Origin of the sequence: Xanthomonas euroxanthea (assembly GCF_900476395.1) — a bacterium.
Lineage (GTDB): Bacteria > Pseudomonadota > Gammaproteobacteria > Xanthomonadales > Xanthomonadaceae > Xanthomonas > Xanthomonas euroxanthea.
On record NZ_UIHB01000002.1, the window covers coordinates 781888 to 800177 of the forward strand.

At 64.7% G+C, this 18290-nt stretch carries 17 protein-coding genes; 12 read left to right on the forward strand and 5 right to left on the reverse strand.

Annotated features, from left to right (window positions below):
* Positions 1-115: 115 nt before the first annotated feature.
* From rpsA to galU, 7 genes are all read left to right on the forward strand, one after another.
* Complete coding sequence (gene rpsA / locus CPBF1521_RS10700) at positions 116-1801, forward strand: 30S ribosomal protein S1 (RefSeq protein ID WP_016903550.1); 1686 nt, start codon at positions 116-118, stop codon at positions 1799-1801.
* An 87-nt stretch (positions 1802-1888) separates the two neighbouring features.
* Complete coding sequence (locus CPBF1521_RS10705; RefSeq protein ID WP_016903549.1) at positions 1889-2200, forward strand: integration host factor subunit beta; 312 nt, start codon at positions 1889-1891, stop codon at positions 2198-2200.
* A 66-nt stretch (positions 2201-2266) separates the two neighbouring features.
* Positions 2267-2572, forward strand: a complete 306-nt coding sequence (locus tag CPBF1521_RS10710; protein ID WP_104533506.1) for a lipopolysaccharide assembly protein LapA domain-containing protein — start codon at positions 2267-2269, stop codon at positions 2570-2572.
* 6 nt (positions 2573-2578) lie between these two features.
* On the forward strand, positions 2579-3757 hold the full coding sequence (lapB, locus tag CPBF1521_RS10715) for a lipopolysaccharide assembly protein LapB (protein WP_104582530.1): 1179 nt from the start codon (positions 2579-2581) through the stop codon (positions 3755-3757).
* Positions 3757-4734, forward strand: a complete 978-nt coding sequence (locus tag CPBF1521_RS10720) for an MraY family glycosyltransferase (RefSeq protein ID WP_115676935.1) — start codon at positions 3757-3759, stop codon at positions 4732-4734. Before lapB ends, CPBF1521_RS10720 begins: the two co-directional genes overlap by 1 nt.
* 13 nt (positions 4735-4747) lie before the next feature.
* Positions 4748-6655, forward strand: a complete 1908-nt coding sequence (locus CPBF1521_RS10725; protein WP_164739802.1) for a polysaccharide biosynthesis protein — start codon at positions 4748-4750, stop codon at positions 6653-6655.
* Positions 6655-7548, forward strand: a complete 894-nt coding sequence (galU, locus tag CPBF1521_RS10730) for a UTP--glucose-1-phosphate uridylyltransferase GalU (RefSeq protein ID WP_016903544.1) — start codon at positions 6655-6657, stop codon at positions 7546-7548. Before CPBF1521_RS10725 ends, galU begins: the two co-directional genes overlap by 1 nt.
* Before the next feature lie 364 nt (positions 7549-7912).
* Here galU and CPBF1521_RS10735 read toward each other — a convergent pair whose 3' ends face one another.
* Positions 7913-8233, reverse strand: a complete 321-nt coding sequence (locus CPBF1521_RS10735; protein ID WP_104582532.1) for a DUF1244 domain-containing protein — start codon at positions 8231-8233, stop codon at positions 7913-7915.
* 49 nt (positions 8234-8282) lie between these two features.
* Between CPBF1521_RS10735 and folD the strand changes: the two genes are divergently transcribed.
* From folD to guaA, 3 genes are all read left to right on the forward strand, one after another.
* Entirely contained in the window at positions 8283-9167 is an 885-nt protein-coding gene (folD, locus tag CPBF1521_RS10740; RefSeq protein WP_104582533.1) for a bifunctional methylenetetrahydrofolate dehydrogenase/methenyltetrahydrofolate cyclohydrolase FolD, read from the forward strand.
* A gap of 92 nt (positions 9168-9259) precedes the next feature.
* The gene (gene guaB / locus CPBF1521_RS10745; RefSeq protein ID WP_016903541.1) at positions 9260-10717 is read left to right on the forward strand and encodes an IMP dehydrogenase; all 1458 of its coding nucleotides are present in this window, start codon (positions 9260-9262) and stop codon (positions 10715-10717) included.
* A gap of 100 nt (positions 10718-10817) precedes the next feature.
* Positions 10818-12383, forward strand: a complete 1566-nt coding sequence (gene guaA, locus CPBF1521_RS10750) for a glutamine-hydrolyzing GMP synthase (RefSeq protein ID WP_115676936.1) — start codon at positions 10818-10820, stop codon at positions 12381-12383.
* Between the two features lie 168 nt (positions 12384-12551).
* Here the strand turns inward: guaA and CPBF1521_RS10755 are convergent, their stop codons facing one another.
* The 4 genes from CPBF1521_RS10755 to CPBF1521_RS10770 form a co-directional block, all read right to left on the reverse strand.
* Complete coding sequence (locus CPBF1521_RS10755) at positions 12552-13193, reverse strand: DUF8082 domain-containing protein (protein WP_115676937.1); 642 nt, start codon at positions 13191-13193, stop codon at positions 12552-12554.
* 44 nt (positions 13194-13237) lie between these two features.
* Positions 13238-14365, reverse strand: a complete 1128-nt coding sequence (locus CPBF1521_RS10760) for a Cache 3/Cache 2 fusion domain-containing protein (RefSeq protein WP_115676938.1) — start codon at positions 14363-14365, stop codon at positions 13238-13240.
* A gap of 349 nt (positions 14366-14714) precedes the next feature.
* Positions 14715-15539 carry an alpha/beta fold hydrolase gene (locus tag CPBF1521_RS10765; RefSeq protein WP_104582537.1) on the reverse strand — a complete coding sequence of 275 codons (825 nt, stop codon included), beginning with the start codon at positions 15537-15539 and terminating at the stop codon, positions 14715-14717.
* 226 nt (positions 15540-15765) lie between these two features.
* Positions 15766-17112: an Nramp family divalent metal transporter gene (locus CPBF1521_RS10770; RefSeq protein ID WP_115676939.1), complete on the reverse strand. Its 1347-nt coding sequence runs from the start codon at positions 17110-17112 to the stop codon at positions 15766-15768.
* 143 nt (positions 17113-17255) lie between these two features.
* On the opposite strand from CPBF1521_RS10770, the gene mntR reads away from it, so the two are divergent.
* On the forward strand, positions 17256-17723 hold the full coding sequence (gene mntR, locus CPBF1521_RS10775) for a manganese-binding transcriptional regulator MntR (RefSeq protein WP_024939187.1): 468 nt from the start codon (positions 17256-17258) through the stop codon (positions 17721-17723).
* 2 nt (positions 17724-17725) lie between these two features.
* Positions 17726-18235: a tRNA adenosine(34) deaminase TadA gene (gene tadA, locus CPBF1521_RS10780; RefSeq protein WP_115676940.1), complete on the forward strand. Its 510-nt coding sequence runs from the start codon at positions 17726-17728 to the stop codon at positions 18233-18235.
* Positions 18236-18290 lie beyond the last annotated feature (55 nt).

The following is an 18290-nucleotide window of genomic DNA, read 5'->3' on the forward strand; positions in this document are numbered from 1 at the left end:
GCGGTTCTATGACTACTTAACCGACTCGCTGTCCGGAGTCGACCAACAGGCTGGGCGCTTGGCATCTGTCGCATTCGACGATCAACGCCCGTGTGTTCAACTGAGTAAAATTCAAATGACAGAATCTTTTGCTGAACTGTTCGAAGCCAGTCAAGCCAATCTGGCGAAGCTGAAGCCGGGCTCGATCGTCACCGGTACCGTCGTGGAAGTGCGCGGCGACGTGGTGGTGATCAACGCTGGCCTGAAGTCCGAAGGCATTGTGCCGATCGAGCAGTTCCGTAATGACGCTGGCGAGATCGATGTCGGCGTAGGCGACCAGGTCAAGGTTGCCCTCGATTCCATCGAGAACGGCTTCGGTGAGACCGTGCTGTCGCGCGAGAAGGCCAAGCGCGCAATGGTGTGGGACGAGCTGGAAGAGGCGTTGGAAAAGAACGAAACCATCACCGGCCGCATCAGCGGCAAGGTCAAGGGTGGTTTCACCGTGGACATCAAGGATGTCCGCGCGTTCCTGCCTGGTTCGCTGGTGGATGTGCGCCCGGTGCGCGACCCGGCCTACCTGGAAGGCAAGGAACTCGAGTTCAAGCTGATCAAGCTGGACCGCAAGCGCAACAACGTCGTGGTCTCGCGTCGCGCCGTGGTCGAGAGCGAGCACTCGGAAGAGCGCGAGCAGCTGATGGACAAGCTGCAGGAAGGCGCGATCCTGAAGGGTGTCGTCAAGAACCTGACCGATTACGGCGCGTTCGTGGACCTGGGCGGTATCGACGGCCTGCTGCACATCACCGACATGGCCTGGAAGCGCGTGCGCCATCCGTCCGAAGTCGTCAACGTCGGCGACGAGCTGGACGTGCGCGTGCTGAAGTTCGATCGCGAGCGTAACCGCGTCAGCCTCGGCCTGAAGCAGCTGGGCGAAGATCCGTGGGACAACATCGCCCGTCGTTACCCGGCCAACAGCCGCGTGTTCGGCAAGGTCTCCAACGTCACCGATTACGGCGCATTCGTCGAGATCGAGCCGGGCGTCGAAGGTCTGGTGCACGTCTCCGAGATGGATTGGACCAACAAGAACGTCAACCCGTCCAAGGTTGTGCAGGTCGGTGACGAAGTCGAAGTGATGGTGCTGGATGTCGACGAGGAGCGTCGCCGCATCTCGCTGGGCATGAAGCAGGTTGCCGCCAATCCGTGGGAAACCTTTGCTGCCACCCACAAGAAGAACGACAAGGTGTCCGGCCAGATCAAGTCGATCACCGACTTCGGCATCTTCATCGGTCTGGACGGCGGCATCGACGGCCTGGTCCACCTGTCCGACATCAGCTGGAACACCACCGGCGAAGATGTCGTGCGCAACTACAAGAAGGGCGACACGCTGGAAGCCGTCGTGCTGGCAGTCGATCCGGAACGTGAGCGCATCAGCCTGGGCGTCAAGCAGCTGGAGCAGGATCCGTTCGGCCAGTACATGGCGTCCAACCCGAAGGGTTCGAAGGTCGAAGGCGTGGTGCGTGAAGTGGATGCCAAGGGCGCCACGATCGACCTGGCCGATGGCATCGAAGGCTACGTCGCTGCACGCGACATCGCCAACGAGCGCGTGGACGATGCGACCCAGCACCTGAAGGTCGGCGACAAGATCGAAGCCAAGTTCGTGGGCATGGACCGCAAGGGCCGCACCCTGCAGCTGTCGATCAAGGCCAAGGACGATGCCGAAATGCGCGAAACGCTGGAGGAATACCAGTCCTCCGCTGCGTCGGGCGGCATGACTCAGCTGGGTGCGCTGCTGCGTGCACAGTTGAACAGCAACAAGTCCGAGTAAGCGCGTAGCGCTCGCAAGAGCGTGATGGATCGGCCCGGGCTTGCCCGGGCCGATTCCGATGTGTCAGTCGAAAAAGCAAGTCTTCCCATGACCAAGTCCGAATTGATTGAAATCCTGGCGCGACGTCAAGCGCATCTGAAGGCGGACGACGTGGATCTGGCAGTCAAATCGCTGCTGGAAATGATGGGGCAGGCGCTCTCCGATGGTGATCGGATCGAAATCCGCGGGTTCGGCAGCTTCTCGTTGCACTACCGCCCGCCACGTCTGGGCCGTAATCCGAAGACCGGTGAATCGGTCGCGTTGCCGGGCAAGCATGTTCCGCACTTCAAGCCTGGCAAGGAATTGCGTGAGCGTGTCAGCTCCGTGGTCCCGGTCGATCTGCTTGATGCGGCCGACTGACGCTCGTTCTGCCGCTGCGTTTATGTCGGCTCGGTTAAGCTAAGCCTCTTTCGACGGAGTCCGGCCATGAAGGTGTTTCGTTTGCTGGTGATGTTGGCCTTCCTGCTGGTCGGTCTGATCATCGGCGCGGTCAATTCCCAGGACGTCACTCTCGACTTCCTTTTCTCCAGTGTGCATACGACCTCCGGGATCGCGATCATCGTCGCGCTGCTGGTCGGTGTGTTGATCGGTGCCGGCATGGTGCTGGTCAGTGTGGTGATTCCCCTCTATTCCAAACTGCGCCAGGCCAACAAGGCCGTTGCAGTCAGTCGCACCGATGCCAGGCCGATTGCGCCTGCCGCAGTCGAGCCGCGCCCTTTTGATGGACTGTAAGCGCGTATGGACTTTCTGACCGAGTGGATCTGGTTCTTCCTGTTCGTGCCGTTGGCAGCGCTGGGGGGCTGGGTCGTTGGCCGCCGCGGTGGCCAGCGCCATGGCGATACCCAGGTCAGTCGCTTGTCCAGCACCTATTTTCGCGGGCTTAACTATCTGCTCAACGAGCAGCCGGACAAGGCGATCGAGCTGTTTCTGCATATCGCCGAACTGGACAAGGAAACCTTCGAGACCCAGGTCGCGTTGGGACATCTGTTCCGCCGTCGCGGCGAGGTCGATCGCGCGATCCGGCTGCACCAGGGCCTGGTGCAACGCGCCGACCTGACCGACCAACAGCGCGTGCAGGCCTTGCTGGCGCTGGGCGAGGACTACATGAAGTCCGGCCTGCTGGATCGTGCCGAGACCGTATTCACCGAGCTGGCGCAACTGGATCAGCGTGCGCCGCAGGCGTTGCGTCATCTGATCGGCATCTATCAGGCCGAGCGTGATTGGGAAAAGGCGATCGACAACGCCACCCGTTACGAGGAAGTCACCGGCGAGCCGATGGGCAAGCTGATTTCGCAATTCGAGTGCGAGCTTGCCGATCGCTACCGCGGCTTGAGCAAGCCCGACGAAGCGCTGCAGGCGGTCGCGCGCGCCTACCAGGCCGATGGCACCTCGGTGCGTGCGGGCATTCTGGAAGGACGCATCGAAGCCGAGCGCGGACATGACGAAGCGGCCGTCCGCGCGTTCGAACGTGCGGCGCGGCACGATCCGGAATACCTGCCTGAAATCATCCCTGCGTTGATGGCGGCCTATCGCCGGGTGGGTGATATTGCAGGTGCGCGTAATTTCCTGTCGGAGATGACCGAGCACTATCGCGGCATCGCGCCGGTGCTGGCGTTGACGCAGCTGATGGAAGCGCAGGATGGCGTGGCGCCGGCGCTGGCCTACCTGGGGCGTCAGCTCAAGGATCGGCCATCGGTCCGCGGCGAATCGGCATTGATCGACCTGACCCTGGCCGAAGGCAGCGACCCGGTCGGCACCTTGCAGGATCTCAAGCACATCACCGACCAGTTGCTGGTGCGCAACCCGAGCTACCGCTGTACCCGCTGCGGTTTCGGTGCCAAGACGCACCACTGGCAATGCCCGAGCTGCAAGGAATGGGGCACGGTCAAGCCGCTGTTGAACTACGCGGTGGTCTGATGCCGCAGGCCTGGCTGTGGTGGTGTCTGTTGCACCTGACGGTTGCGGCACTGGGGACCTGGGTGTTGCGGCGCTATGCGTTGCATCGGCGCCTGCTCGATCACCCGGGCGAACGCCGCAGCCATGTGGTCGCCACACCACGGGGCGGTGGCATGGCAATCGTGGCGGCGATGCTGGCGGGGTGCGTGGCGGCAGGCGTGTTCTGGCCGGCGGCAGGCCTGGTCATCAGCTGGTTCGCCGCAGGTCTGGTGCTGGTGGCCGGGGTCGGTTGGTGGGACGACCATCGTCCGCTCTCGGCCAGGTTGCGTTTTGCGATCCATCTGCTGGCATCGGTCCTGCTGGGCTGGCTGGTCAGCCATCACACCGGCAAGCTGTGGGATGGCGTGCTCACCGCGATGGCGTCGGTGGTGTTGATCAACGTCTGGAATTTCATGGACGGCATCAACGGCCTGGCCAGCAGCCAGGCGGCGCTGGCTGCCCTGGCGTTTGCCGCGGTCGTGCCGGGCGCCTGGGCGTGGGCCGGTCTTGCCGTGGCCGCATCCTGCCTGGGATTCTTGCCGTTCAACTTTCCACGTGCGCGCATCTTTCTGGGCGACGGCGGCAGTGGTGCCTTGGGCTATGTGCTGGCGGCGTTGCTAGCGCTGACAGTGGCGAGCGGGCAGGTGAGCTGGTGGATCAGCTGGCTGCCGCTGACCGCATTTCTTGTAGACGCCGGCTTCACGCTGCTGTCTCGCATGCTCGACGGACAACGTTGGTGGGAGCCGCACGCCCAACATCTCTATCAGCGGCTGGCGCGCAGACTTGAGGCACACGTTCCGGTAACCGGGATTTATTTCGCTTTCAGTGTCGCTGCCGTCTGCTTGTATGTGTTACTTCGTCATGATGCAAATTGGCTGCAAGTGTCCGGAGCCCTGGCATGGGGCCTGGGTGCCACCGCAATCTGGTTTTTTCTGCGCGATGGAGTGCGCAATTCGTGAGTAATGGACTCTTATGATTTCCTGGCGTGATCGTTTGACCAAGGCCCTGCCGCAAGCAGCGGTGGTGCTGCACGACCTGCTGATGGTGTGGGTATGCTGGCAGCTGCTGCACGCCGGCCGCTACTCGATGCTGCGCGACGCCCCCGATCTGCCGTTATGGGATTGGCGCACCGGCGTCGTCCTGGTCGCGCAAGGCCTGGTGTTCTGGAAGATGGGCCTGTATCGCGGGCTGTGGCGGTTCGCGTCGGTGCCGGACCTGTGGAACATCTTCAAGTCGAGTTTCCTCGGCCTGGTCGCGATCGTGCTGGCGCTGTCCTATGACCGCCTGGACGGAGTGCCGCTGTCGGTGCTGGTCGTCTACCCGTTCGCCCTGTCGGCACTGCTGGGCACGCCACGGTTGCTGTATCGCGCCTGGAAGGATTACCAGATTGCACACTCCGGCGACGCCGCGCAGCGCGTATTGATCCTGGGTGCAGGTCGCGCTGCCGAGGGTCTTGTCCGCGATCTGCGCCGCACCGGTGCATTTGTGCCGGTCGGGTATCTGGACGATGCCAACAACCTGCATGGCGCCAAGATCCAGGGTCTCAACGTGCTGGGCAGCCTGGATCAGGCGGCAGCCATCGCCAAGGAGACGGCTGCCAAGCTGCTGGTCATTGCGATTCCGTCGCTGGATGCCTCCGGCATGCAGCGCGTGGTGGCCATCTGCGAAAGCACCGGGCTGCCGTTCCGCATGGTGCCCAAGTTGATCAACGTGCTGGAAGGGCGCTCCTTGCCTGGCGAATTGAAGGAGGTCGCAATCGAGGACCTGCTCAATCGCAAGCCGGTCACCCCGGACTGGCGCCTGATACGCGACTGGTTGACCAACAAGACGGTGATGGTGACCGGCGCGGGTGGCTCGATCGGTTCGGAAGTCTGCCGCCAGTGCGCCCGTCATGGCGCACGCCGCATCGTGCTGCTGGAGATTGACGAGCTGGCATTGCTGACCGTCGATTCGGACCTGCGCCGCTTGTTCCCCGATATCGAAGTGGTGCGCGTGCTGGGCGACTGCGGCGACCCGGCGGTGGTCGCGCATGCCTTGAACACCGCACCGCCGGATGCGGTGTTCCATGCCGCCGCCTACAAGCAGGTGCCGTTGCTGGAAGAGCAACTGCGCGAGGCGGTACGCAACAACGTGCTGGCCACCGAAAACGTGGCGCGCGCCTGCCAGCGTGCACGCATCGAGACCTTCGTTTTCATCTCCACCGACAAGGCGGTCGAGCCGGTCAATGTGCTGGGCGCGAGCAAGCGCTACGCCGAGATGATCTGCCAGAGTCTTGACGCGCGCGATGCGCCGACGCGCTTCATCACCGTGCGCTTCGGCAACGTGCTGGATTCGGCCGGCAGCGTGGTGCCGTTGTTCCGCGAGCAGATCCGCCAGGGCGGCCCGGTCACGGTGACGCACCCGGATGTGACACGTTACTTCATGACCATTCCGGAAGCCTGCCAGCTCGTGGTGCAAGCCGCCGCCTCCGCCTCGCACGGGGCGATCTACACATTGGACATGGGCGAGCCGGTGCCGATTCGCCTGCTCGCCGAGCAGATGATCCGTCTCGCCGGCAAGCAGCCCGGCAAGGACGTGGCGATCCTCTATACCGGCTTGCGTCCGGGCGAGAAGCTGCACGAAACCCTGTTCTATTCCGACGAAGACTATCGCCCCACCGCGCATCCCAAGATTCTGGAGGCCGGCGTGCGCGAGTTCTCGCACGAGCAGGTGTTGCAGCTGGTGACGCGCCTGCGTGAGGCGGTTAACCGCTATGACATCAAGGCGATGGAGACTGTGCTGGGCAGCCTGATGCCGGATTTCGCGGCGGCTCGACGGAAAGTCGACGCGCGATCTGATACGGTCGTTCCATTCCCCGCACGTGAGGTCAGAAGACTTTAATGAGCAAGCGTATTCGCAAGGCCGTATTCCCCGTCGCAGGTCTTGGGACCCGCTTTCTTCCGGCAACCAAAACGGTTCCGAAGGAAATGCTGCCAATCATCGACAAACCGCTGATCCAGTACGCCGTCGACGAAGCCATCCAGGCTGGTTGCGACACGCTGATCTTCGTGACCAATCGCTACAAGCACTCCATCGCCGACTACTTCGACAAGGCCTACGAGCTGGAGCAGAAGCTCGAGCGCGCCGGCAAGCTCGAGCAGCTGGAGCTGGTGCGGCATGCCCTGCCGGAAGGCGTGCGCGCCATTTTCGTGACGCAGGCCGAAGCGCTCGGCCTGGGCCATGCCGTGCTGTGTGCCAAGGCCGTCGTCGGCGATGAGCCGTTCGCGGTGTTGCTGCCGGACGACCTGATCTGGAACCGCGGCGCCGGTGCACTGACCCAGATGGCCGATGTGGCCGAGGCCTCCGGTGGCAGCGTCATCGCCGTCGAGGATGTGCCGCACGACAAGACCGCCAGTTACGGCATCGTGGCCACCGATGCATTCGATGGCCGCAAGGGCCGCATCAACGCCATTGTCGAAAAGCCCAAGCCGGAAGTGGCACCGAGCAATCTGGCCGTGGTCGGCCGCTATGTGCTCAACCCGAAGATCTTCGAGCTGCTCGAAGAGACCGGCGCCGGCGCTGGCGGCGAAATCCAGTTGACCGATGCGATTGCCGGGCTCCTGCAACAGGAAACCGTCGATGCCTACCGCTTCGAAGGCCGCCGTTTCGATTGCGGCGCGCATATCGGCCTGATCGAAGCCACCGTGCATTTCGCGCTCGAGCACGAGAAGCATGGCGGGCCTGCCAAGGAAATCCTGCGCACCGCATTGGCCGAGGCCGACGCGCGCGGCTGATTGCCTGGCCATCGCCTGCATCCACGAACGACGCCATCTGGCGTCGTTCGTCGTTTGGGCCCTTGCTGGCCAGACCGCCGTGCCGTTGGTGATCGACACGGCGGGCCAACGTGCTGATGCGCGCCTGCGGCCGTGAGCACGCAGTGCAGTTGGTCGCCGCCGGAGTGGAGTGCCAGGGTCGCGAACCTTCGCGTCGGCGCTGGCGTCCCGGCAGGCGGCCCTGGTCGAGCTGGGCGTGGACGAGGCCGCCGCCATTGCCCGCGAGATCCGGCGTCGCGATGCAGTTGTCGTAGCCGGTCGAGAACGCCTCGGGGCATTGAGCGACCGGCGCCGAGGTGCCGGCCTGGGGGACAGCCCGATTGACTCAGCCGTGCCGGCGTTGAGCGGCCGCGAAGGCGTCCAGCTGCTCGGGCGTGGCGTCTTTCTGATGCCGCTGCTTCCAGTCGGCAAACGGCATGCCGTACACCGCTTCGCGCGCCTGCTCCTTGCTCATCGGCTGGCCCTGCGCTTCGGCAGCTTCGCGGTACCAGTCACCCAGGCAGTTGCGGCAGAAGCCGGCCAGGATCATCAGGTCGATGTTCTGCACATCCGGGCGCTGCTGGTTGAGATGCTGCAACAGACGGCGAAATGCGGCCGCTTCGATGGACGTGGTGGTGGAATCGGGTGTCGAGGTGGTGTCGGTCATGGCGGAATCGGGGACAATAGACGGCCTTCGACTCTACACCTGACGCCCCATGACCGTTTCCGCGCCAGCTGCCTCTGCTCCGGCCCGCCTTCTCGATGGTCGCCGCATCGCCGAGGAACTGCTCGACGGGTTGAAGCTGCGCGTGGATGCACGCCTGGCCGCCGGCAGGACGCGCCCCGGGCTGGCGGTGGTACTGGTCGGTGGCGATCCGGCCTCGTCGGTATATGTGCGCAACAAGCGGCGTGCGGCGGAAAAGGTTGGTATCGAGGCCTTCGACTACGACTTGCCGCAAGGCACCAGCGAGGCCGAGCTGGCGCGGCTGATCGACCAGCTCAATGCCGACCCCAAGATTCACGGCATCCTGATCCAGCTGCCGTTGCCCGGCATCCCCGATGCCAACCGCCTGATCCAGCGTATCGATCCGCGCAAGGACGTCGATGGATTCCATCCGCAGAATGTCGGGCATCTGGCGCTGCGCGAATTCGGCCTGCGTCCGTGCACACCGCGCGGCATCGTGACCTTGCTGGCGCACACCGACCAGCCGGTGCGCGGCCGCAATGCGACCATCGTGGGCGTGAGCAATCACGTGGGCCGGCCGATGGGGCTGGAACTGCTGATCGCCGGTTGCACGGTCACCAGCTGCCACAAGTTCACCCCGCCCGCAGTGCTGGAAGCCAGCGTGCGCAATGCCGATATCCTGGTGGTGGCGGTGGGGCGACCGGGCCTGATTCCCGGCGAATGGGTCAAGCCGGGCGCGGTGGTGATCGATGTCGGCATCAATCGACTGGATGATGGCCGCCTGGTCGGCGATGTGGGGTTCGAGGCGGCCGTGCAACGTGCGGCCTGGATCACGCCGGTGCCGGGCGGGGTGGGGCCGATGACGGTCGCCACCTTGATGCAGAACACGCTGGAAGCGGCCGACGCGGCTGGCTGAGGCGCGCGCGTAACGCTGCATTGCAGTCGCGTTGTGTCTTCGTGAAGGCTTTCAGGGTAAAATGCCGCGCTTCCCCAAACTCGGGTCCGCCGATGCTCCGCATCCAGGCTGAAGCTCTCACCTACGACGACGTTTCCCTCGTCCCCGCCCATTCGATCGTCCTGCCCAAGGACGTCAGCCTGGAAACCCGGCTGACGCGCGATCTGCGCCTGAAACTGCCGATTCTCTCGGCCGCGATGGACACAGTGACCGAACACCGCCTGGCGGTGGCCATGGCCCAGCTGGGCGGCATTGGCATCATCCACAAGAACCTGACTCCTGCGCAGCAGGCCGGCGAAGTCGCCCGGGTCAAGAAGTTCGAATCCGGCGTGATCACCGAGCCGTTCACGGTGAGCCCGGACACGACCATCGGCGAGGTGCTCAAGCTGACCCGCGCGCGCAACATCTCCGGCGTGCCGGTGGTGGATGGCAGCGAACTGGTCGGCATCGTCACCAGCCGCGACATGCGCTTCGAGAAGAAGCTCGACGATCCGGTCCGCCACATCATGACCAAGAAGGATCGCCTGATCACCGTGCGCGAAGGCGCCAGTGACGAGGAAGTGCTGGAGCTGCTGCACCGCAACCGCATCGAAAAGATCCTGGTGGTCAACGACAGCTTCGAGCTGCGCGGCCTGATCACGGTCAAGGACATCCAGAAGAAGACCGACAACCCCAACGCCGCCAAGGACGGGTCCACGCGCCTGCTGGTCGGCGCGGCGGTCGGCGTGGGCGGCGATACCGAGCAGCGCATCGAACTACTGGCTGCGGCGGGCGTGGACGTAGTGATCGTCGATACCGCGCACGGTCATTCGCAGGGCGTGATCGATCGCGTGGCCTGGGTCAAGAAGGCGTATCCGCAGCTGCAGGTGATCGGCGGCAACATCGTCACCGGCGATGCCGCGCTGGCGCTGATGGACGCCGGCGCCGATGCGGTCAAGGTCGGCGTGGGTCCGGGTTCGATCTGCACCACGCGCGTGGTCGCCGGTGTCGGCGTGCCGCAGATCACCGCGGTGGACATGGTTGCCGAGGCGCTGCAGGACCGCATTCCGTTGATCGCCGATGGCGGCATCCGCTATTCCGGCGACATCGGCAAGGCACTGGTCGCCGGCGCCTCCACGGTGATGGTCGGCGGCCTGTTCGCCGGCACCGAGGAGGCCCCGGGCGAGGTCGAACTGTTCCAGGGCCGCAGCTACAAGAGCTACCGCGGCATGGGCAGCCTGGGCGCGATGGAGAAGGGGTCCAAGGACCGCTATTTCCAGGATTCCAGCGATGCCGACAAGCTGGTGCCGGAAGGCATCGAAGGGCGCGTGCCGTATCGCGGCCCGGTCGGCGGCATCGTCCATCAGTTGATCGGCGGCCTGCGCGCCACGATGGGCTACGTGGGTTGCGCGACCATCGAGGAAATGCGCACCAAGCCGAAGTTCGTCACCATCACCGGTGCCGGCCAGCGCGAGAGCCATGTCCACGACGTGCAGATCACCAAGGAACCGCCGAATTACCGGATGGGCTGATGCCCATGCGTGAATGGGGAATCGGGAGTCGGGAATCGATGAACCAGCGTCTGCGCCGCTTTTCCCATTCCCGATTCCCCGTTCCCGATTCCCGGCGCCAATGACCAACATCCATAGCGACAAGATCCTCATCCTCGATTTCGGCGCGCAGTACACCCAGCTGATTGCGCGGCGCATCCGCGAGATCGGGGTGTATTGCGAGATCTGGGCCTGGGATCACGACCCGTTGGAGATTGCCGGCTTCGGTGCCAAGGGCATCATCCTGTCCGGTGGTCCCGAGTCGACCACCTTGCCGGGTGCGCCGGTCGCGCCGCAGGAAGTGTTCGACAGCGGCTTGCCGGTGTTCGGCATCTGCTACGGCATGCAGACGCTGGCGGCGCAGCTGGGCGGTGCTACGGAAGCGGCCGATCAGCGCGAATTCGGTCATGCCGAAGTCGATGTGGTGGCAGCCGATGCCTTGTTCGCAGGCTTGACCGACCATGCAGGTTCGTCGCGTTTGAACGTATGGATGAGCCACGGCGACCATGTGTCGCAGGTGCCGCCGGGTTTCACTGTCACTGCAGTGACCGACCGCATTCCGGTGGCGGCGATGTCCAACGAGGACAAGCGCTGGTACGGCGTGCAGTTCCACCCGGAAGTGACACACACGCTGCAGGGCCAGACCTTGCTGCGTCGCTTCGTGGTCGATGTCTGCGGCTGCCAGACGTTGTGGACGGCGGCCAACATCATCGACGACCAGATCGCGCGCGTGCGCGAGCAGGTGGGCGATGACGAGGTGATTCTCGGCCTGTCCGGCGGCGTGGATTCGTCGGTGGTGGCCGCGCTGTTGCACAAGGCGATCGGCGACAAGCTGACCTGCGTGTTCGTCGATACCGGCCTGCTGCGCTGGCAGGAGGGCGACCAGGTGATGGCGATGTTCGCCGAGCACATGGGCGTGAAGGTGATCCGCGTCAACGCGGCCGACCGCTATTTCGCCAAGCTCGAAGGCGTCAGCGACCCGGAAGCCAAACGCAAGATCATCGGCAACCTGTTCGTGGAGATCTTCGACGAAGAGTCCAACAAGCTGGCCAACGCCAAGTGGCTGGCGCAGGGCACGATCTATCCGGACGTGATCGAGTCGGCCGGCAGCAAGACCGGCAAGGCGCACGTGATCAAGAGCCACCACAACGTCGGTGGCCTGCCCGAGCACATGAAGCTTGGCCTGGTCGAACCGCTGCGCGAGTTGTTTAAGGACGAAGTGCGTCGCCTCGGTGTCGAACTCGGCCTGCCGCGCACGATGGTGTACCGCCATCCGTTCCCCGGTCCGGGCCTGGGTGTGCGCATCCTGGGCGAAGTGAAGCGCGAATACGCCGAACTGCTGGCCAAGGCCGATGCGATCTTCATCGATGAACTGCGCAAGGCCGATCTGTATGACAAGACCAGCCAGGCATTTGCGGTGTTCCTGCCGGTCAAGTCGGTGGGTGTGGTCGGCGATGCACGCGCCTACGAATGGGTGATCGCGCTGCGCGCTGTGGAAACCATCGACTTCATGACCGCGCACTGGGCGCACCTGCCGTACGACTTCCTTGGCACGGTCAGCAACCGCATCATCAACGAACTGCGCGGCGTCTCGCGCGTTGTCTACGACATCTCCGGCAAGCCGCCGGCGACGATCGAGTGGGAATGAGTTGAACGACAAAGGCGCCGTGAGGCGCCTTTTCGTCAGGGCGTGCAGTTAGCCGACAGGTTTGCGTTCAGTGGTACATCGTCAGTTGCGCGCCGTACTGGAAAGCAGTGCGTAGCGCTTGAAGATGTCGACGTCGATTGTGCTGCGCCGCGCCGCCGCCGATCTTCTTCAGCGCACCTTGGCCAGCGCCACACGGGCATCGGCCATGAACTTCTGCGTTTCCTGCGGCGTGGAGAGGTTGGCGCCCAGCTGGTTGAGCACCTGCTCGATGTCGCTCGATGCGTCCCAGGCTTCGTCGCAGAGCATGCCGGCGATCGGGCCAAGATAATTCAGCGCGACCTTTTCCAGCGCATCGCGCACCCGCTCGTCGGGTGCCAAGCCCGCTCCCGCGGATGCAGATGTTGCGCTCGGTGCGGCGACCTGCGTTGCGGCGACCTGCGTTGCAGCGACCGGTGCCGGCGCCGATGCAACCGGTGCGCGCGGCGGTGTCGGCGCACCACCCAGATCCTGTTCGAAACCGCCCATCAACCACTGCCGCGCGTCGTCGCTCAGCAGCGACGGCTTGCCCATGCCGGCACCGGGGTCGGCCTGGAAGCGGGCCTTGGCCGCGTTGACCATGGTAAGGCGCTGTACCGCCTCGTCATTGCGCAACATGCGGAACACCACTTCTTCGATCTGCCCGGCGTTGAGGCGGACGATGCAGGAGTGGTTCTCCTCGGTGACGACGAACAGAAAGCCGGACGCCTTCTTCAGTGCCAGCGCCTTGAGCTCGCGCAGCACGTCGATCAGCGGACGGAATTCAGTGGACATGGCGTCTTCCTTGCATCATCTGGTACGAAGTGGGTGCGCGGGGCTCAGCGTTTGCTGAGCCGTTCCATCGCCAGCCGCACGCTGTTGGACAGGCGGGAAATGGCGCGCGCCAGGGTACCAATTTCATCCTTGAGGTTGACCTCGTCGATGGTGTGGTTCCACTTGCCCAGGCTCAGCTCTTCGGCCACGGTGGTCAGGTGCTGGATCGGGCGCAGCACGCGGCTCCAGATCAACGCCCATTGCAGGCCGAGCAGCAAGGCGCAGACCAGCAGGCCGATGCCGGCGATCCACAGCGACTGGCGCACGATCACGTCATTGACGTCGCTCTTGGGGTAGGCCGAGACCAGGGTGAAGCCCCAGTCCGGCACTTCCTGCTTGGTCACGACCCAGTCGTCCGGCGTGTCCTTGACGATCCGTTCGATGGTGGCGGTGTCGGTGGTGGCACCGGTGGTGGACTGGAAGCGCAGCGTGTTCTTGCTGTCGAACACGGCGATGAAGCCGGAGTCGAGCACGCGACGGCTGCTGACCACGTTTTCCAGCGCCTGCGTGTCGGCCTTGTAGCCGACGTACCAGGCACCGATCACACGCTTGTCGTTGCCCGCAAAGATCGGCTCGTAGCCGGTGACGTACGGGTTGCCGAGGATGTCGACCACGCCGTAGAAGCTTTCGCCGTTGCGCAGCTTGGCGGCGGCCTGGCCGTTGGGATCGAGCACGGTGCCGACGGCGCGGCTGCCGTCGTCCTTCTTGACGTTGGTGGAGATGCGCACGAAGTCATCGCCGGTACGCGAGAACAGCGTGGCGGTGCCTTCGTGGATGGCGGTGACATCGTCGAGCATGTCGAAGTCGTTGGCCTGCGCCTTCTGGCCCAGCAGCAGGTCGTTGGCATTGCGCTCGCCCACGCGCACTTCGTTGCCGATGCTTGCAGCGCCGTGTGCGTTGGCTTCCTTGCGCAGCTGGCGCATGGAGGAATTGACGCGGTCCAGCATCATCGCGCGGGTGACCGAGAACAAGGTCTGCAGGGACACCGACTGGCGCTCGATCGCGTCGCCGGCCTCGAACCTGACCCGGTTCGCTTCGGTAATGGCCAGAATGACCGTCAGTGCCGCCACCACGACCAGCACCAAGGCCAGCACCGGCAACAGCAGGCGCACCCGCAAAGAGTGACGAAGCATCGCAATTCCCCTGAACGCGTTTAGTGATTGGATCGAGTGCGCCGCAGCTCCCCGGCAGCGGTCGGACCTAGCCGTTATCGGCGGTTGTACACGATGCTGAAGCGGCCCCCACGCCGCTAGCGGTGCATACCATAGCGCAAGCCGGTCGATTTGACAGGGCGGCAGGTGTGCCATGTGGCCGAGCGTTCAAGCAGGCTCGACCGCATCGCAGGTCGCGGCGGAATGGGCGTGAGCAGGGGAAAAAAAACGGCGCAGTGGATCTTGCGCACTTCGAACGGGCGATGCGAATCAGGAGCGCACGAAAAAGCCGACTCTCGCGAGTCGGCTCAGTAACCCGAATCGAACCAGGTCAGGCGTTTGCAAACGCGAGCAGATCCTGGTTGAACTGATCGGCGTGGGTCACGGTGAGGCCATGCGGAGCGCCGGCGTAGATCTTCAGTTCGGCGTTCTTGATGATCTTGGCCGACAGCTTGCCGGATGCGTCGATCGGCACGATCTGGTCGTCGTCGCCATGCACCACCAGTGCGGGCACGTCGATCTTCTCCAGGTCCGGGGTGTAGTCCACTTCGGAGAACTGCTGGATGCAGTCGTACTGGCCCTTGTGGCCGCCCAGCATGCCCTGCAGCCAGAACGCGTCGCGCATGCCCTGGGTGACCTTGTGGCCATCGCGGTTGGCGCCGAAGAACGGGGTGGTCAGGTCCTGATAGAACTGCGAGCGGTCCTTGGCCACGCCGTCGCGGATGCCGTCGAACACGCTCATCGGCAGGCCGCCGGGATTGGTCGGGCTCTTGACCATTTGCGGCGGCACCGCGCCGACCAGCACCACCTTGGCCACGCGCTTGCTGCCATGGCGGCCGACGTAATGCGCCACTTCGCCGCCGCCGGTGGAATGGCCGACCAGGATCGCGTCCTGCAGGTCCAGCGTTTCGATCACCGCCGCCAGGTCGTCGGCATAGGTGTCCATGTCGTTGCCGTCCCAGGTCTGCGACGAGCGGCCATGACTGCGGCGGTCATGCGCGATCACGCGGAAGCCCTGTTGGCCCATGAACAGCATCTGCGCATCCCAGGCATCGGCGCTGAGCGGCCAGCCGTGCGAGAACACGACCGGCTGGCCCTTGCCCCAGTCCTTGTAAAAAATGGTGGCGCCGTCGGGGCGGGTGACGAAATTGGACATCGGCTTGACTCCGTTGTTGGTCGGTTGGGGCGGTGGGGTGAGCGCGTCACGCCGGGGCAGCACTGGCCAAGCCCGGCAGCGGCAACGCTGCCACGACGGCCGTGCCGGAGATGAGAAAGCTGCGGCGTCCGGCGTCGGCCGTTGTGCACTCGGTATCTGCGAGGCGCCGCCAGTGCATCAGCCTCGACCGGACGGGCAGATCACCGCCGCTGGTCGCCGAGACAGATCACTGCAGCGCGGTATCCCACAGCAGCTTCAGGTTCAAGCCGACGATCACCGTCGCGATGACCCAGGCGATGCGCACCAGCCAGGGCGGTGCCACCAGCGCGCCCATCAACGCACGGTCGGACACGAAGCGCACCAGCGGGATCACCGCAAACGGCAGCTGCATCGACAACACCACCTGGCTCAGCACCAATAGCCGCGCGGTCCCGGCCTCGCCATACAGCCAGGTCACGATCACCACCGGCACGATGGCGATGCCACGCGTGAGCAGACGGCGCAGCCACGGCGGCAAGCGCAATTGCAGGAAGCCTTCCATCACGATCTGCCCGGCCAGCGTGGCAGTGACGGTGGAATTGACGCCGGAAGCCAGCAGCGCGACGGCAAACAGCGTCGAGGCCAGGCCCACGCCGAGCATCGGTGCGAGCAGGGCATGGGCCTGTTCGATCTCCTGCACATCGGTACGGCCCTGCGCATGAAACACCGCCGCCGCCAGGATCAGGATCGAGGCATTGATGAACAGCGCGAACATCAACGCCACGGTGCTGTCGGTCACCGCCCAGCGCAGCGCCGACTTGCGGCCAACATCGGTGCGCGGGTACGCACGTGTCTGCACGATCGACGAATGCAGGTACAGGTTGTGCGGCATCACCGTCGCACCGATGATGCCGATCGCCAGATACAGCGCATGCGGGTCGGTGACCACTTGCGCACGCGGAATGAAGCCGCCCAGCACTGCCGCGAGCGGTGGTGCCGCCAGCGCGATCTGGATGCCGAAGCACACGAAGATGATCAACAGCAGCGCGATCACGAACGCTTCCAGCGCGCGGAAACCGCGATTCATCAGCAGCAGCACCAGCACCACGTCCACCGCGGTGATGATGGCGCCCACGGTCAGCGGAATGCCGAACAACAGCTTCAACGCGATGGCGGTGCCGATCACCTCGGCCAGGTCGCAGGCGATGATCGCCAGTTCGCAGATGCCCCACAGCGCCAGGTTCACCCCGCGTGGGTAACGCGCCCGGCAGGCCTGCGCCAGATCCAGTCCGGTCGCGATGCCCAACCGTGCCGACAGGCTCTGCAGCACGATCGCCATCAGGTTGGACAACAGGATCACCGACAGCAGCAGATAGCCGAACTGCGAGCCGCCGGCCAGGTCGGTGGCCCAGTTGCCGGGGTCCATGTACCCGACCGACACCATGTAGCCCGGGCCCAGAAACGCCAGCAGCCGGAACCACCAGTGGCCGCCTTTGGGTACGGCGACGCTGGCGTGGTGGTCGCCCAGCCCGCCATGGGCCGCTGCCGGCGAGGGGAGGGGCAGGGCTGCGTTGGGACGGAGATCGGCGGACATGCGGGGCAGGCTGGCTAGGGTCATATGGATGATATAGCAACTGCTATGCTGTTGAGCATTGGCAATTTAAATCGTAATGATCGGCTGCGTGCTTCAAACTACGCATCCCGGCACTGGCGCCGGACGTGATGACGGGGATGAGGGTGGGCAAGAGCGAAAAGCTGGAAGCAGCCGCGCCGGCGCTGATCGACGCGCAGGTGCACATGGAGAGCTTCCGTCAGGTGCGCGAAGCGCGCCGCGCCGAGCTGGTCGAGGACTACGTGGAGCTGATCTCCGATCTGCTGGTCGACGGCGGTGAGGCGCGCCAGGTCGATATCGCCGCGCGCCTGGGCGTGGCCCAGCCGACCGTGGCCAAGATGCTCAAGCGGCTGGTGCGCGACGGCTGGGTGGTGCAGCGCCCGTATCGTGGTGTGTTCCTGACCCCGGCCGGCGAGGCGCTGGCCGCGTCCAGCCGGCAGCGCCATCAGATCGTCGAACGCTTCCTGCTCGCGCTGGGCATCGACGAGGCCACCGCGCGGCGCGATGCCGAAGGCATCGAGCACCATGTCAGCGAAGCCACCGTGGCCGCGTTCGCCGCGTTCCTGGATCGCCAGGGCGGCAGCGCCGCGTGAGCATGCCGGTGGAAACGTCGGTCGACGCGGCGCAGGCGCTTATCGACCGACAGTGGATGCAACGCGCCCTGCAGCTGGCCGAGCGTGCCGAACGCGACTTTGACGAGATCCCGGTCGGCGCGCTGCTGGTCGATGCGCGGGGCAACGTGCTGGGCGAAGGCTGGAACTTCAATATCGCCAGCCACGATCCCAGCGCGCATGCCGAGATCATGGCCATGCGCGAAGGCGGCCGCCGCCTGGCCAACCATCGGCTGATCGGCTGCACGTTGTACGTCACGCTGGAGCCGTGCGCGATGTGCGCAATGGCGATGATCCATGCGCGTATCGCCCGGGTGGTATTCGCTGCCAGCGACCCCAAGACCGGCGCCTGCGGCAGCGTGTTCGACCTGCCCGCCGACCCGCGCCACAACCACCGCGTGCAGGTCAGCGGTGGCGTCCTGGCCGCCGAGGCGGGGCTGCGGCTGACCAATTACTTCAGGGCCAAGCGTGGCAAGCCGCCCCTCGCGCCCTGAGCGGCGCGGCCGCGGTATGATGCGCGCCCTTCAGCATCTGGCCGGCGACGGCCCT